We start from the raw sequence: 16,796 nt of genomic DNA, 5'->3' as shown, positions 1-16,796 counted from the left end.
CTGAAATAAACAAGCGGCAACGAAGCCGCTTTTATTAGTGTTGAGTTATAAATTTAGAATTTATAATCTAACTCAACACCCCAGTTACGACCTGCTTGAGCTTGACGGTCAATCCCATCTTCACCGGCTTCAGTACCAATCATGTCGTTATATAACCAGTACTGTTTATCAAGCGCATTGAATAAGCCACCACGAAGCGTTAAATCTTGCATTGGTTTGTAGTAAGCGGTTAAATCAACCAAGGTATAGCCTGAAACATTGATGTTTTCATGGCCAACGTTTGACCATTTATTTTTTGCTGCAACCATATTTACATTTAATAAAGCACCGTAAGTATAGCCGACAGAGTCATAACCTAAACCTAGATTTGATGTGAGTGGAGCAACGCTGTCTATTGATGCTCCCGTCTTTTTATCTCGGCCTTCAGCATACGCAATACTTAACTTAGAGTACGTACCTTGAGGCGCATCAAAGGCTTCATCTAATAGGTAGGTAGAACTAAATTCAACACCGTAAATTTCTACAGAGTCGATATTTTCTTTAGTGTAATGATCTTTACCATCATTAGGACCACCAACAACTTTACCTATATACTGTTGATTGATGAAATCAGAATAATCATTATAGAAAGCAATTAATTCAACCTGTGCGGCATTTGATTGTGCTCGAATCCCTGTTTCATAAGAGATGCTGCTTTCGGCTTTAAGATCTGGGTTAGCATCTATAACAGCGCCACTGTCATAGAAATAATACATGTCTTGTAGAGTAGGGGCTTTAAAGCCTTGGCTGACTTGAGCAAGTACACTGAAGTTATTGTTTATATGATAAACCGAACCTAATTTAGCCGTAAAAGCGTCATTTTTACTGTCAGGATATTCTGTTTTAAAGCCGTCATTGGTTTCTGGTTTCGCTTCAAATGAGTCATAGCGTAAACCAGCGGTTAGCACTAACTGTTCATCAAGTAAGAAAGCTTGATCTTGTGCAAAAATACCATATTGAGTCATCGTTGCATCGGGCATATCTGTATGTCCGGGGCCAGATGTGCCTTGGTCGTATTTATAATCGGTATTTTCTGTCGCAAATTTGTTTTGTCTAAAGCTCAGGCCGTAAGTGATTTGATGAAAGCCTTCCCCAAATTCCGCGATCTTATCAAATTGAGCATCAAATTGGATTGAATCGTCGTTGGCGATACGCTCACGCATTCGGCGACCGCTGCCATAAGGACCAGTGGAAGTATCGTAGTTTTCAGATAATGATTCAGTTTGTTGTACGTTTAATTTTGATTCTAGCGTATCAAACAACGCATTATTGGCTGTCCATTCGTGCTCTAACCCAACGCGTAATCGAGTTGTTGTGTCTTTATTGTAATTATCATAATAAGTAATGATAGGGACACCTCTACTCATCATGGAATAACCATTTTGGGAAAGCTCATCTTCATCATATTGAGAGGTGTAATATTCAACTGTTGTGCCGATGCGGTGTGAATCATTTAATTGGTAGAAAGCTTTAGCGAGAAGGTTACCAATTTGTGCATCCGCTGGGTTTGCCGCTCCACGATTTGGTCCTTCAATATTAGCACCATTAGAATGAGTTTGTGATTCACTGCCTTTTTTATACGTTAACATAACTAGAGTTTCTAGTTCAGCGGCACGTATTGCCCAAGTACCCGTTGTCTTTGTGCTTGAGTCTACGCTGTTATAGCCTGTTTTTACTTCAAAAGCGTTTTCATCTCCCTCGGTTCTTAAAATATCGTCAGGATTTTTAGTCTCCATTAGAACAGTGCCACCAAGTGCATCAGAGCCATAAAGAGTTGAAGAGGGGCCTTTATTTACTTCAATGGCTCTTAACGTGTCAATTTCAATAGTACTAGGGTATTTACGCTGTTCGTTTGAACCGGGGTTGTAAGAGGTAGGTTGTTGGACACCATCCACGAGTACTTTAATTCGGCTATCGCTCATGCCGCGAATTGTAAACCCTGATAAACCAAAACGACCGCCACCGTTAGCGCTAACTCCTGGGGTATATTTTAATGCATCTTGAATATCTGTTGCCATTGTATTTTCAATGTCATCAGACGTTATTTTCGAAATAGAACTGGAAACATCTTTAATGTTTTGTTCTGTACGGGTAGCAGAAACAACAACCTCATCAAACATCGTCGTATTTTTGTTTGGAGAGGTTTCAGCATGAAGTGAGGGGGCTATTGCGATTAAAATAGAGGCTGCTAAAAGCGTTTTTTTATTAGACATGATAATTCCTTGAAGTTGTCTATTCTCATAATTTGGAAGAATGATACATAGTGCGAATGATAATTACTATCATTTTCATTTGATCTTTTGTTTTTTTCTTCTATGAGGGGGATTGTCATGAGTACAGGAGGTTAAAATAGAAAAATAAATAGAGAAAAGAGGTAACAAACTGGTGAAAGATAACGCTTTTGATAAAGTAAAATCGCTTTTTTGTATAAGATTGAATCTTTTACTTCAATTCAATTTGGATTTAGCGCTCTGATTCATTAGTATGTACAGTAATATGTATTTTACTCGCAACGGATACCACTAGTAAGTGGATGAGGAAACGATGCAACATCTAGACGAGATCATTGCCAATGCAACGGCAGAAATTGAACAAGCAGGCTCTTTAGTCGCTCTGGACGAAGTCCGTGTTCAATATTTAGGTAAAAAAGGGCATTTGACACTTCAGCTTCAAGGTCTAGGAAAACTAGATCCGACAGAACGTCGTGAAGCGGGTCAATTGATCAATAAAGCGAAGCAGACTGTTCAAACGTTATTAGTTGAGCGTAAAGACTCTCTTCAAACTGCAGAGCTTGAAGCGAAACTTGCTGCTGAAACTATCGATGTAAGCCTTCCGGGCCGTCGTATCGAGAACGGTGGTTTACACCCAGTTACTCGTACCGTTGAGCGTATTGAGCAATTCTTTGGTGAATTAGGTTTCAGCACAGAATCTGGCCCTGAAATCGAAGATGCATTCCATAACTTCGATGCATTGAACATTGCTGATGATCACCCAGCGCGTACTGATCACGATACGTTCTTCTTTAACCCTGATTTAATGCTGCGTACGCACACTTCAGGTGTTCAGATCCGTACAATGGAAAATGGCAAACCACCATTCCGTTTCATCGCTCCGGGCCGTGTTTACCGTAACGATTACGATCAAACTCACACACCAATGTTCCATCAAGTGGAAGGTATGTTAGTTGATGAGAACGTTAACTTTGCACAGCTTAAAGGTATTCTTCACGATTTCCTTTGTAATTTCTTTGAAGAAGAAGTTGAAGTGCGTTTCCGTCCTTCATTTTTCCCATTCACAGAACCTTCTGCTGAAGTTGATGTGAAGCGTAAAGATGGCAAATGGTTAGAAGTATTAGGTTGTGGCATGGTTCACCCTAACGTACTTCGCTCTGTTGGCATCGACCCTGAAAAATACTCAGGCTTTGCGTTTGGTATGGGTGTTGAGCGTCTAACTATGCTTCGTTACGGCGTAAATGATCTTCGTGCGTTCTTCGAGAACGACCTTCGTTTCCTTAAACAATTCAAGTAATTCGGGGCTAGAAATTTATGAAATTCAGTGAATCTTGGCTACGCGAGTGGGTTAAACCTGCTATTAACAGCGAAGAGCTAGCTCACCAAATCACAATGGCTGGTTTGGAAGTTGATGAAGTTGCACCTGTTGCTGGTGAGTTCACCGGCGTTAAAGTAGGTAAAGTGGTTGAGTGTGGTCAACACCCAGACGCAGACAAACTTCGTGTAACTAAAATTGATATCGGCGAAGAAGAGCTTTTAGACATCGTATGTGGTGCATCTAACTGTCGTCTTGGCTTAACGGTTGCAGTTGCAACGGTTGGTGCTGTACTTCCTGGTGACTTTAAAATTAAGAAAGCAAAACTACGTGGTGTTCCATCACACGGCATGCTTTGTTCTTTCTCTGAGCTAGGTATTGATGTTGAATCTGACGGTATTTTAGAATTACCTGAAGGCTCTACATTAGGTATGGACGTTCGTGAGCTTCTTGAGCTTAACGATGTTGCTATCGATGTTGACCTAACAGCAAACCGCGCTGACTGTTTCAGCATTCGTGGTTTAGCTCGTGAAGTCGGTGTTCTTAACCGTGCAGACGTAACAGAACCAACTATCGAAGCAGTAACAACAAGCATCGAAGATACCGTTTCTATTGACGTTAAAGCAACTGAAGCGTGTCCACGTTACCTTGGTCGTGTTATCAAGAACGTAAACGCAAAAGCGGAAACGCCAATTTGGATGCAAGAGAAACTGCGTCGTTGTGGTATTCGTTCAATCGATGCGATTGTAGATATCACAAACTACGTAATGCTTGAGCAAGGCCAACCAATGCATGCGTTTGATCTTGCTAAGATCGACGGCGGCATTGTGGTTCGTATGGCTGAGCAAGATGAGAAATTAACTCTTCTTGATGGCAACGAAGCAAAACTAAACAGCAATACACTTGTTATCGCTGATCAAAACAAAGCACTAGCAATTGCTGGTATCTTTGGTGGTAAAGAATCAGGCGTAACGTCTGAAACAACAGATATTATGCTTGAGTGTGCGTTCTTCGCACCAGATCACATCCGTGGTCGTGCTCGTGCATACGGTCTACACACTGATTCATCTCTACGTTTTGAACGTGGTGTTGACTCTACATTACAAGCAACAGCGATGGAGCGTGCAACACAGCTTCTTGTTGAACTTTGTGGTGGTGAAGTTGCGCCTATTTCTGCGGCTGAATCTGAAGCAGATCTTCCAAAAGAAAGCACAGTTGCGTTACGTCGCAGCAAACTAGACGGTCTTTTAGGTCATCACATCCCATCAACAGATGTGGTTGAGATCTTAACGCGTTTAGGTTGTGTTGTTGAAACAACGGATACAGGTTGGACAGCAACATCTCCATCATGGCGTTTTGATATTGCAATCGAGCAAGACCTAATTGAAGAAGTAGGTCGTATTTACGGTTACAATAATATTCCAAACCAAGCACCTGTTGCTGCACTAAACATGAACGATCATAAAGAAGCAAACCAGCCGCTTAAGCGTGTTCGTGATCTTCTTGTTGACCGCGGTTACCACGAAGCAATTACCTACAGCTTCGTAGAACCTGAGCAACAAAAACTGATCGTGCCTGAGATTGAGCCGTTAATTCTGCCATTTCCAATTTCAGCAGACATGTCAGCAATGCGTCTAAGCCTATGGACTGGTTTGATCAACACCGTTGTTCATAACCAAAAACGTCAACAACCACGCGTTCGTTTATTCGAATCTGGTTTACGTTTTATTCCTGAAGAATCAGCAGAAAACGGCATGCGTCAAGAAATGATGCTTGCTGGTATCATCGCTGGTACTCGTGGTGAAGAGCACTGGGATATCGCAACAAACACCGTTGACTTTTTCGACCTTAAAGGCGATTTAGAAGCTGTACTTGAACTAACTGCTAACGAATTAGCGTACGAGTTTAAAGCAGCACAACACCCAGCACTTCACCCAGGTCAAACAGCGGCTATCGTTGTTGGCGGAAAAGAAGTGGGTTTCATCGGTACAGTACACCCAGAGCTAGAGCGTAAGTTTGGCTTGAACGGTCGTACAATCATGTTTGAAATCGAGTGGGACGCAATCAACACTCGCGTTATCCCAGAAGCTGCAGCAGTATCGAAGTTCCCTGCAAACCGTCGTGATATCGCGATTGTTGCAGATGAAGCCATTGCTTCTGGTGACATCGTTGCTGAGTGTTTAGCATCAGGTGGCGAGTTATTAACTAGCGCGAAATTGTTTGATGTATACCGTGGTCAAGGTGTTGACGACGGTAAGAAGAGTCTGGCAATCGCACTGACACTTCAATCTGTTGAGCGTACATTAGAAGAGGCTGATATCACTTCAGCTGTTGACGCTATTGTTGCGGCAATTGGTGAGAAGTTCTCAGCAACACTGCGTGACTAATTAGCTCTTTTAGCTAAATATAAATACAATGAATCCAGTATCAATGAAGGTTGATACTGGATTTTTTTTATAATCGAACCTATAAATAATAGGGGAGTATTTAATCCTGTTCATGAATGTGAATCGACAATAGCATGTGTTTTTTATCGATATAAAAAGGAAACTAATCTCTTTCACAATCAAATGGATGGATTAATATTAAAATTATTAATAAATTTCGGCATCATGTCACACTTATTGAAAGTAGATATATATATTGAGTTTTTGTAAAAAAGCAGTTAGATTAACTGCTATAGTGATGTGTTTAAGCAATAACTGAAAGTTCATGATTGAAATAAAGCGATAATTTATTTTTTGTCTTATAAATGTAGCGCTTTATCACATAAAAAAGTTGGCGAAAATCAGTCAGTTGGCATACACTGTGATTAGTTAGTTTAATCTTATGTCATTGTTCTAACTATTAAGTTTTCCGGTTACAGTAAATACTGTAACTCTGTCCTAACGTAACCTGAGGGTAGTTTTTATGGCACTCACTAAAGCTGATTTGGCTGAGACCTTATTTGAAAAAGTTGGATTAAGTAAACGCGACGCCAAGGAAACGGTAGAAGTATTTTTCGAAGAGATTAAGCAAGCTCTAGAGAGTGGCGAACAAGTGAAATTATCTGGTTTTGGTAATTTTGACTTACGCGAAAAGAGCGAGCGACCAGGACGTAACCCAAAAACGGGTGAAGACATTCCAATTTCAGCACGCCGAGTAGTAACGTTCAAACCAGGCCAGAAATTGAAAGCACGTGTTGAAGATCTGCCTGTAGAAAAATAATAATGCCGGCTTTGGCCGTAGAATAAATGAAGCTGTATGATAAATCATACGGCTTTTTTTATGCCACTAAGAATTAATAATACTCATCTTATACTAGAAACCAAAAGGGTAGACTCACATTCTGGAATAGATGTTGTTAATTTTATGTTTCATTAATGGTACTGTTTCTTGGTTGAATATTTTACCAAGGAAGAGTAATTCAGATGGAATATACGTCATTTATTAAAGATACTTTAGATCTTACTAAATCAATATCTTCACGTTCATGGGAATTAGCGAACGGAACGGTGGTGATTCAGCACATCAGGGGTGTCGTTGAAGTTGTTCCACCTAAATGTTCAAATAGAGCCATTATCCTTTCTTCTGGTATTCATGGTAATGAAACCTCACCTATCGAAATTCTAGACTCCATCCTTATTGATATTCAATCCGGAAAACTGTGTTTAAATGACCCATGTTTATTTATTTATGGTCACCCTCAAGCGACCTTAGAAGAGCAGCGTTTTTTAGACACCAATTTAAATCGTTTATTTACTGGTTATCATAATGATAATTCAGAAATTAAAGAGGTCGCATTAGCGAATTCTCTGATGAATCAAGTCGATACTTTTTATCAGAAGCATAATGCAGACGACATGTGGCATTTAGATTTACACTGTGCAATTCGTCGTTCAATGCATTACACCTTCGCGATACATCCTTTTAATCGTCATTATCAACGTTCTGATAAATTACTTTCTTTTCTAAATGACAGTCAGATTGAAGCGTGTTTATTCTCTGAAGCACCGGCATCCACTTTCAGTTGGTACAGTGCTGAATATCATGGAGCGCATGCGGCCACCATCGAATTAGGAAAAGTAGCGAAACTGGGCGAGAATGATTTTGAACCGTTGGCTGATTTCATTCATGGATTAAGAGGGTTTATTAGTGCTTCTGAAACAGCGACTAACGAATTGAATGTTGATATAGACAAACACAGTTCATCCTTAATTGAGTATCAAGTAACTCGAAGCATCATAAAGAAAAGTAATGACTTTGAATTTCACTTCCCTGTGGATTTAGCTAATTTTACGTTGTTTAATGAAGGGCAGTTACTTTCTTCTGAGGGGAGTCAAAAATGTTATGCTAACGGTGGTGGAGAAAATGTTGTTTTCCCTAATTCTAATGTTGAAATTGGGCATCGAGCTTGTCTATTAGTCCAAAAAATAGATAATTAATATGATGTAAATAATGCAGTAAATAACGAAAAAAAGAGAGCTGAAGATATTGAGTACTTAATGGGTACTATTGGCTTTATATAATAAAACGCGAATAAAGGACCGTATTATGACAGCTCCTAGCTGGGATCTTTCCGTTGCTTTTGAATCATTAAATGATCCAAAATTAGATGCGACAATCATTACTATTGAACAAAAAATAAAGACGCTTTTCAGTTCGACTGCTGAATTACATGCTAGTGCATTACAACAAGCGATTTTAGACAGAGAATCCATTTCAGTGTTACTTGCAACAGTGGCGGGTTATGGTAATTGTATTGCTTCTGTTGATGCGTCTGATAACCAAGCAAAAGCGCTTGTGAATAAGATGAATAAATTGTCATCCGAATTATCACAAGCTTTTAGCCCTTATCTTGATGCGATAGTGAATTCACCAACCGCTTTATTTGAAGAGGTTCTATCATACAGTGAAGAATTAGAAGCCCAACGTTTCTTATTAGAAGAAGAAAGGAAGCTTATTTCGACACGTTTGAGTGTTAAAGAAGAGCAGCTTCTCTCTGCTATGAGTGTTGATGGTAAAAATGCATGGGGCCGTTTATACGATAATATTACCGGTTCTATGACCGTGACGTTAGCGCTGTCTAATGGAGATCAAGAAACCATTGGTTTATCGCAAGCTGCAAGTATTTTATACGGAAGTGATGAAAACCGTAGAGAACCAGCATGGCGAGCAATTCAATTAGCAATGAAACAAAATCAAGAGAGTTTTTCTGCCATTTTAAATGCGTTATCGGGGTGGCGGTTAGCTGAATATGAAAAACGAAGCGCAACAGCGTCAGTACATTTTTTAGAGTCAAGTTTACATGGTAGCCGTATAGAACAAGCAACATTAGATAGCATGATGTCAGTAGCAAAGAAAAATCGTGCTGTAGGACAAAAAGCAGCACGTTTAATGGCTAAAATGTTTGGTACTGAGAAGCTAACACCTTGGGATCAGCTTGCTTCAATGCCTCCATTGAGTGGGAGTGCTTCTACTTATTCTTTTGATGAAGCGATAGATATCATTAAAGAGGCATTTGGCAGCGTATCTCAAGAAATGGCCGATTTTGTGGCCCTGATGGTAACTAATGGTTGGATTGATGCAGCACCGCAATCGACCAAACGTCTTGGTGCGTATTGTACTAAGTTTGCAGATTCACGCACACCTCTAGTCTTTATGACATGGGGTGACAGTATGTCGGATGTATTAACGCTTGCTCATGAATTAGGTCATGCATTCCATAATTGGGTAATGCGAGACATGCCTTTATGTAAAACAAAGTACCCAATGACATTAGCGGAAACCGCCTCTATTTTTGCAGAAAATGCAGTTCGTGATGCGTTATTGGCAAAGGCGAAAACAAAAGAAGATAAAATAGAAATGTTATGGGAGGAGTTATCTTCCGCTTTAGCATTAACGATAAATATTCCAGTACGTTATGAATTTGAAAAATCATTTTATGAACAACGCTCAACTCAGGAGTTAGGGCCAGAGCAACTGTCAGAGTTAATGAGTAAAACGTGGAATGATTGGTATGGTGATTCAATGTCAGAACCTGATTCATTATTCTGGGCAAGTAAATTACATTTCAGCATTCCTGAGGTGAGTTTTTATAATTACCCGTATTTATTTGGTTATCTATTTAGCATCGGTGTATACGCACAACGAGAAGCAAAAGGGGATAGCTTTTATCGTGATTATGTTAATTTATTGCGTGATACTGGCTCAATGCGTGCAGAAGACGTCGTGAATAAGCATTTGCAAATGGATTTAACGAAAGAGTTTTTTTGGCAGCAGAGTTTGGATAGGGTAAGTAAACAAATTGATGAATTTGAGCGATTGATTGGATAGTAGAAAATAATAAAGCGTCTACATGTAGACGCTTTATTTTGATTAAATCAAAATGGTGTTGATTTAATATTAGTCACGGAAGTTAGTGAATTGGAATGGTTGACCAAAGTCACCTTCACGAACTATAGCCATTGCAGCTTGAAGGTCGTCACGGTTTTTACCCGTAATACGTAATTGTTCACCTTGGATAGCGGCTTGAACTTTAACTTTTGATGCTTTGATTTCTTTCACTAATTTCTTAGAGATAAGAGGATCAATGCCTTGTTTAAAGTCGATGTCTTGGTAAAAGTTTTTACCAGAATGAACCGCGTCTTTTACATCCATTGAACGAGCATCAACGCCACGTTTCGCAAGGTTACCACGTAAAATATCAACAAGTTGCGTTAGCTGAAAGTCATCTTCCGCTTTAATCTTGATGTTTTCGCCTTTCAATTCAAAGCTAGCATCAACACCACGGAAATCGAAACGAGTAGCTAATTCACGAGTAGCATTATCTACTGCATTTTTTAGTTCAACATTATCAACTTCAGAAACGATATCAAAAGCAGGCATAGTTTATCCTTTAAATTAACGAGAGGTTTTAATAGAGTTTGATAGCATGTCTAACATAGTCACAGTATCTTCCCAGCTTAGGCATGGATCAGTGATCGATTGGCCATAAGTTAGGTTATTTAAATCCGTCATTGGTTGATTGCCTTCAATTAAAAAGCTTTCAGCCATAATACCAACAACTTGATTGCTGCCAGATTCAATTTGATTACAAATATCTTTTGCAACATCAAGTTGACGACGGTGTTGTTTCTCACAGTTAGCGTGGCTAAAATCAACGATCAGATGAGGAGGTAAGTTTACTTCTTCTAACCGTTTGCAGGCATCTGTTACAGAATCAATATCATAGTTTGGTTTGTCGCTACCACCACGTAAGATAACATGACCAAAAGGGTTACCAGCAGTGCGGTATACCGTCATGCGGCCTTGTTTATCTGGAGAGTAGAAGTAATGAGAAGCCTTAGAAGCGCGGATAGCATCCATCGCAATCTGAGTATTACCATTGGTACCGTTTTTAAATCCAACAGGACAAGAAAGGGCAGATGCCATTTCACGGTGTATTTGAGACTCAGTAGTACGAGCGCCAATGGCACCCCACGTGATCAAGTCAGAAATATATTGGCCAGTGATCATATCTAAAAACTCAGTCGCTGTAGCTAAACCCAGTTTATTTATGTTCAGTAATAGTTTACGTGCTTTATGAAGACCGGCCTCAAGAGCATAACTACCATCAAGGTTTGGATCGGTAATAAGACCTTTCCAACCTACAATCGTACGCGGTTTTTCAAAGTACGTACGCATAACAATGAAAAGCTCATTTTTATACGATTCTTGGATCTTAGCTAAACGTTCAGCGTAGTCCATTGCGGCTTTAGTATCATGTACTGAGCACGGGCCAACAATGACTAAAAGTCGTTTGTCTTCACCCGTTAAAATTGCTTCAACTTGAGCTCTAGATTGCTCAATGTGTTCGGCAACATCATCAGTAAGAGGATAGGCAGCAGTTAATTCAGCTGGAGTAGGCATTGGGCCTAAAGGCTGAGTACGAAGTTCATCTGTTTGCAATGGCATAGTTTCGCCTGTAATTCTTTTAATACACTAGGGTAAGATAACGGAAAATCAAGAGGGATGAAACCCAAAAATTGATTGATAGGTGTATAGATAAGGAAAAGTTAAGCTATTGTATCTTTTAGGCTTGAGTTGTTGTTAATGTATCGGTATGTTCAACATAAATAACATGTAATCATTCATAAATATAATTAAACTGAATCAATGAGTTCATTGGAGCAAGCATGACTAATACTATTTTACCAACGTTAACTCGCGTAGCTAGTTTACCGTCTTATCAATCAAGCACCGATTCAAATGCATCTTTGTATGTGTCTATCGCAGGGCTTATTCAAGAGCATTTGTTTTATCATCCAAAGGCCGTGATTAATACGCCAAAGATGAGTGACATTGATGCACAAAGTCTTGCGGCAATAATAGAAAGCGCATCTGATGGTAAAACCCATTTTGTTGATACGTTATCTACTGTGATTCTTGACAATATTACTGACGAAACAAAAGAAGTGAAAATTGCTTTTTCTGATGCAGACAGCAGTGCGTTTTCAGGCTTACTTGTTGGTCAATTAGAGCCAAAAGAAATGAACCCAATGATGGGCGTTCGTGGTGTAACACGTTATGCATCGGATGAAAGTTCTGAGCAATTTGCATTAGAGTGTGCCGTAATTAAAAAAGTCATTGCTTCAACTTCGGCAGTGGTTCAGATTGTCGTTCCATTTGTTCGCAACTTAAGTGACGCAGCTACGATTATTGACCGTTTAGCGATTTATGGTTTGCCTCGTGGACTGAATGGTCTAAAAGTACACTTTGTGTGTGATGTACCTGCTGCATCATTAATGGCTGAGAAATTATTGCAATATTTTGATGGTTTGGTTGTTAATGTTGATACGTTAACGCAGTTTACGCTGGGTGTAGATAAACAAAATGAAGCGTTAGAGCATCATTTTGAACCACAGAATGAAGCCGTATTACATTTGATCGGTTGTGCAATTCAAGCTGCGAATAAAGCCAATAAACCCGTAATGATAACCATTGATGAATTGGCTCAAAATACACGAGTTCAAGAGCTGTTAGATCAATTGAATGCAACCGATGTGGTTGTTACTGCGTAATTAATACGATTTACAATTGTATTTGTCTCGTTTTAGAGCACGTTGACGATTGATAGTAAAAAGCCTCCAACTCAAAAAAACAATGAGTGGAGGCTTTTTTAATTTCAGGTTCTTTTTAATAAAAAACAACGAACTCATTCAGAGATGAAGCGATTTAGTTGTTATCTGATATTTTTTCGATATCGACAATTTTAGAGCGGTTAACGACAATCTTCCAACGGTGAAGTTGAGTACTGTAGTCATCCATCGTTTCTCGAATGATTAAGTTAATCAGATGACGTTTTTCAACCGATTCTTTACTGACTTGCCCTTCATTTAACTGATAGATCTTTTCAGACCCTTTTTCCATTAAACGTGCAATAGGGCGAAGATCAATGAGCATGGTTTCACGGGTTTGTTCATACCCAGTCATAAATTTAGTGATTGCCATTTTTGTTTGGCTTTTATAACTTAAAACCACTTCTTCACGTTGAACGACTCGATGTTTACGCAGTTTTTGAATTTCAGAATCGAGCTCGACAAATGTCATGTAATCTAGCCATTCTAATTTTCTACCAACGTAACTGTTGGTTGTAGGATCAAAATAACGTTTACGCCATTTTGGTTGGCCTTTACGTATCCAGCGCCACATTACATCACGTAAGTCATCTTTAAATACCTCACGCATCGCGTAGATAAAAGAGATCGCAAAAATAAAGGAGGCGGTAATTTCACCTAAGAAACCGCGCGCTTGAATTACCATCAATGAAACAAAAATCATAACAACAGCGGTTGCGCCGCCTTTCACCATTCGTTTAATGTGCTTACCTAGTGCAAAGTTTTTCTCTTTTAATACAATAGGGAACTCGATTAAACGACGTAATAAACGCATTTTATTCGACATTCGAGTAATGTCATCACGTGCTTTTCGTGAGTTATAGCTTTTATCTAAACGGTGTAATACTTCTTTTTCACAGATATCAATTAAGCGTTCTTTTACAAGTTTATATTCTTCATTTCTTGGCATATGAGCAAGTAATGAAAGAAAACGTTGCTCAGTGTACCAAGATAAATAATTATCGATATTGGCATAGTAACGTTTTAAATTATCTTCATAAGGTACGTTACGTCGTAACTTTCTAAGGATGTCGATGGCGAGATCAATTGCATCATCCACTTCTTTATGCGTAATGTTTTCACGGGAAGTTTCATTCAGTTGCTGTACGGCTTTTTCTAAGGCAAGTGCATATTGATAAGCATACAAACTCAAACTTAAACGATATTGTTCAGTTGATAAGCGTCCACGTTGAGCTAAGCGAGAGTGGACAAGGGGAAGATGGTTTTTATCACTGAAATAGGTACGCTGGCTTTGAATTGAGCTGAAATAAAATTCAGATTCAGAAACCATGTCTTTGTTTAAACCTAACTCTCCAGGAATAAAAAGATACATCTCAAGCTCATGCTGCTTAGATTCTTCAACGATGTGGGATATTTTTAGTGATAAGCCATCTTTCTTACCAACTGTAATCACAGGAAATTCCTATAAAAATGGTAATTCATACAGCAAGCATATCAGAGTTCGGGTATAATCGCCGAGTATTTTATTTAGGAATTGAAGTAATGATTAAAATTGGTCAAATCAACAAATTAGAAGTAACAAAAACGGTAGATTTTGGTGTCTTTTTAGATGGCGGAGATTACGGTTCGATTCTTCTTCCAAGTCGTTTTGTTCCAGAAGGCACAGCAACCGGTGAAGCGCTTGATGTGTTTATTTATCTTGATTCAGAAAATGAAGTGGTTGCCTCTACAGAAACACCAAAAGCGCAAGTAGGCCAATTTGGTTTAATGAACGTGATTGGCACCAACAGCATTGGTGCGTTTGTGGATTGGGGTATCGCTAAAAAAGACTTATTGGTGCCATTCAGTGAGCAACGTGGCCGTTTAGATGAAGGTCAAACCATCCTTGTTTACGTATATATCGATAAAGCATCTAGCCGTATTGTCGGTACTACTCGTTTTAACAAATGGTTAGATAATACGCCTGCTAATTATGAGAAAGGCCAACAGGTTGATATCTTAATTGCAGAACGCACTGATCTTGGCTACAAAGCCGTAATCAATGGCGAGCATTGGGGGTTGATTTTCCACTCTGATGTATTTGGTAAGCTTTTCATTGGTAAACAACTAAAAGCCTTTATTACAGAAATGCGTGAAGACGGTAAAATTTCATTATCTCTACAGCGTCCAGGTGTGGCTCGTATGGATGAGTTAAGTGAAAAAGTAATCGCAACACTAGAGAAAAAAGAAGGTTTCTTACCTCTAAGTGATAAGTCAACACCAGAAGCTATCTTTGCTGAGTTCAGAACAAGTAAAGGTACATTCAAGAAGACGATAGGCGGCCTATATAAAGCAGGTAAAATTACTATTGAAAAAGATGGTATTCGCTTAGCTTAACGTTAGTTGAGTAGCTTCCCTAAAAAAAGAGCCCGAGACGATTCCTAGTCACGGGCTTAGGGGAAGAGCTCTAGTGAGAGCCTTGCGCTAATTAATGGAGAACATTACATTATTGAGATTAGTACAAGCCAATCATTTGTCCACTTCAATCTATTCTTTTTTATATGTCTTTGTAATGAGTGATTTTATCACGTCCGGTATTCTTCGAGTAATACAACGCTTTATCTGCTTGTTCTATAACATCATCTAACAATACATCCGGTTTATTTATGGTTGTTATCCCCGCGCTTAATGTAATGTTCGCTTGTAACGTATTATAGTTATTAATTTGTTGTCGGATTTTGTCAGTAAACGCCATTACCTTCGCTTCATCATTCTCTCGAATAAAGAAAATAAATTCTTCACCACCATAACGAGAGGAGATAATGTGGGTATGCTGCAAGATAATTTTTCCGACAATGCTGATCACTTTATCACCGACAATATGACCATAAGTGTCATTAATACGTTTAAAGAAGTCGATGTCTAACAACACAATTGAATAGGGCGTGAATTTATTATTTTTCTTATTTAATTTTATTAATGGCGATACTTTATTATGGAAGGTACCACGGTTATATAAGCCAGTTAAATAATCACGATTCAGTATGTTAATGAGTTTCTTGTGACGCTTACTCAGAAGTAAGAGTAGGGTTCCAATAATCGTAATTAAGCTTAATACTAAGGTAAGTAAGCTGTATAGAAGCGTGTTTGTTGGGCGGTTTAATTCATCTCGAGATATCCCCGAGACAATAGCCCAATCAAGATGTGGGTAGTAAATGAATAGGACATCTTTTTTATAAGATTTGCCATCCATCTTAATTTGATAAGAATAACTTTCAACGTAAGTCGTTCGTTGAGAGATGGATGAAGTATTAGGCACTTGATTCATTTGTAAATTATAACTATGTACTGATTGCTGGATCTTTTTTAGTAACCCTTTTGCATGAGATCCAATGAGGCTTTCAATGTTTTCACCTTCATAATTAGGGTGAAGGATCAGCTTACCGTCTAAGTCTATGACATAGACGTACCCAGTGCTGCCATATTGGTATTTATCGAGTTTAGTTTTTAAGATGTCTTTATTAATAAAATGAAGTAGTTCGTCTTTGTAAGCACTGGCAGAGACAATAAAATCAATGTTTTTTAAATAAACAGAATAGGTTACTTTTTTTCGTGGTTTTTCTTCACCAGGATTTGTCCATAAGTACTCAACAAAGTTATCACTTTTGCTAATTTGTTCTTGAATATGAATGTACTGTTTAACGTCTCGCCCTTGAAAAATAGGGTGGAACAATAATTTACCCTTTGAGTTTAAAATGTAAGGGTAGCCACTTGCGCCAATTTTGCTTTTATTAATGTAAGTCTGGATTAGCTCATTTTTTTGTTGCTGAGTTAAAGAGGATGACGATTCTATTTCATTAATAAATTCAGCAGAGGTTGTCACAATACCTTTTAAGTAGCGTCGAATAGATTCGTTTAATGCGGTATCAATAATATCGTAACTGGCTTCAATGGAGTTATTAAAGGCTTGAAATGAGGATGTACGGATAGTCTTCTCGACTGATTGAAAACTTTGCACACTAAAAGTTAAAGAGATGATGGCGATACCAACAAGGAGTAAGATCGCAATAGGTTGTAAAAATGCAAAGCGATGAAATCGACTGGTTGGCATGAGTAAATGTCCTTTTAACGGTA

Annotated in this window: 12 protein-coding genes; 7 read left to right on the top strand and 5 right to left on the bottom strand. The window is 38.7% G+C overall.

All coding sequences use genetic code 11. From position 1 onward, the window contains the following. Positions 1–53 precede the first annotated feature (53 nt). The gene (locus tag A6E04_RS06365; protein ID WP_065610561.1) at positions 54–2,252 is read right to left on the bottom strand and encodes a TonB-dependent hemoglobin/transferrin/lactoferrin family receptor; all 2,199 of its coding nucleotides are present in this window, start codon (positions 2,250–2,252) and stop codon (positions 54–56) included. Positions 2,253–2,583: 331 nt separating this feature from the next. On the opposite strand from A6E04_RS06365, the gene pheS reads away from it, so the two are divergent. The 5 genes from pheS (at position 2,584) to A6E04_RS06340 (ending at position 9,900) form a co-directional block, all read left to right on the top strand. After that, positions 2,584–3,567, top strand: a complete 984-nt coding sequence (pheS, locus tag A6E04_RS06360) for a phenylalanine--tRNA ligase subunit alpha (protein ID WP_017021109.1) — start codon at positions 2,584–2,586, stop codon at positions 3,565–3,567. A gap of 17 nt (positions 3,568–3,584) precedes the next feature. After that, positions 3,585–5,972 carry a phenylalanine--tRNA ligase subunit beta gene (pheT, locus tag A6E04_RS06355; RefSeq protein ID WP_065610559.1) on the top strand — a complete coding sequence of 796 codons (2,388 nt, stop codon included), beginning with the start codon at positions 3,585–3,587 and terminating at the stop codon, positions 5,970–5,972. Positions 5,973–6,495: 523 nt separating this feature from the next. After that, entirely contained in the window at positions 6,496–6,792 is a 297-nt protein-coding gene (gene ihfA / locus A6E04_RS06350; protein WP_012550336.1) for an integration host factor subunit alpha, read from the top strand. A 203-nt stretch (positions 6,793–6,995) separates the two neighbouring features. Beyond that, positions 6,996–8,009 carry a succinylglutamate desuccinylase gene (locus tag A6E04_RS06345; protein ID WP_065610557.1) on the top strand — a complete coding sequence of 338 codons (1,014 nt, stop codon included), beginning with the start codon at positions 6,996–6,998 and terminating at the stop codon, positions 8,007–8,009. Between the two features lie 109 nt (positions 8,010–8,118). Next, entirely contained in the window at positions 8,119–9,900 is a 1,782-nt protein-coding gene (locus tag A6E04_RS06340) for a M3 family oligoendopeptidase (protein WP_065610555.1), read from the top strand. A gap of 69 nt (positions 9,901–9,969) precedes the next feature. Here the strand turns inward: A6E04_RS06340 and A6E04_RS06335 are convergent, their stop codons facing one another. Further along, positions 9,970–10,452, bottom strand: coding sequence for a YajQ family cyclic di-GMP-binding protein (locus A6E04_RS06335; RefSeq protein ID WP_012550333.1), 483 nt, complete (start codon positions 10,450–10,452; stop codon positions 9,970–9,972). 15 nt (positions 10,453–10,467) lie between these two features. Further along, positions 10,468–11,520, bottom strand: coding sequence for a 3-deoxy-7-phosphoheptulonate synthase (locus A6E04_RS06330; protein WP_012550332.1), 1,053 nt, complete (start codon positions 11,518–11,520; stop codon positions 10,468–10,470). Positions 11,521–11,741: 221 nt separating this feature from the next. Between A6E04_RS06330 and A6E04_RS06325 the strand changes: the two genes are divergently transcribed. Beyond that, entirely contained in the window at positions 11,742–12,626 is an 885-nt protein-coding gene (locus tag A6E04_RS06325) for a putative PEP-binding protein (protein ID WP_017021105.1), read from the top strand. A gap of 154 nt (positions 12,627–12,780) precedes the next feature. On the opposite strand, the gene A6E04_RS06320 is transcribed toward A6E04_RS06325, so the two are convergent. Continuing rightward, on the bottom strand, positions 12,781–14,136 hold the full coding sequence (locus A6E04_RS06320; protein WP_012550330.1) for a hypothetical protein: 1,356 nt from the start codon (positions 14,134–14,136) through the stop codon (positions 12,781–12,783). Between the two features lie 89 nt (positions 14,137–14,225). Here A6E04_RS06320 and A6E04_RS06315 point away from each other — a divergent pair, with 89 nt between their 5' ends. Further along, positions 14,226–15,059: a CvfB family protein gene (locus tag A6E04_RS06315; RefSeq protein WP_065610552.1), complete on the top strand. Its 834-nt coding sequence runs from the start codon at positions 14,226–14,228 to the stop codon at positions 15,057–15,059. A gap of 160 nt (positions 15,060–15,219) precedes the next feature. Here the strand turns inward: A6E04_RS06315 and A6E04_RS06310 are convergent, their stop codons facing one another. Continuing rightward, the gene (locus A6E04_RS06310) at positions 15,220–16,773 is read right to left on the bottom strand and encodes a diguanylate cyclase (protein WP_017021102.1); all 1,554 of its coding nucleotides are present in this window, start codon (positions 16,771–16,773) and stop codon (positions 15,220–15,222) included. Between the last annotated feature and the right edge of the window lie 23 nt (positions 16,774–16,796).

Source organism: Aliivibrio logei (genome assembly GCF_001691055.1).
Classification (GTDB): domain Bacteria; phylum Pseudomonadota; class Gammaproteobacteria; order Enterobacterales; family Vibrionaceae; genus Aliivibrio; species Aliivibrio salmonicida.
The sequence above is the reverse complement of the archived record's forward strand: the minus strand, read 5'-3'. Positions and strand labels throughout refer to the sequence as shown.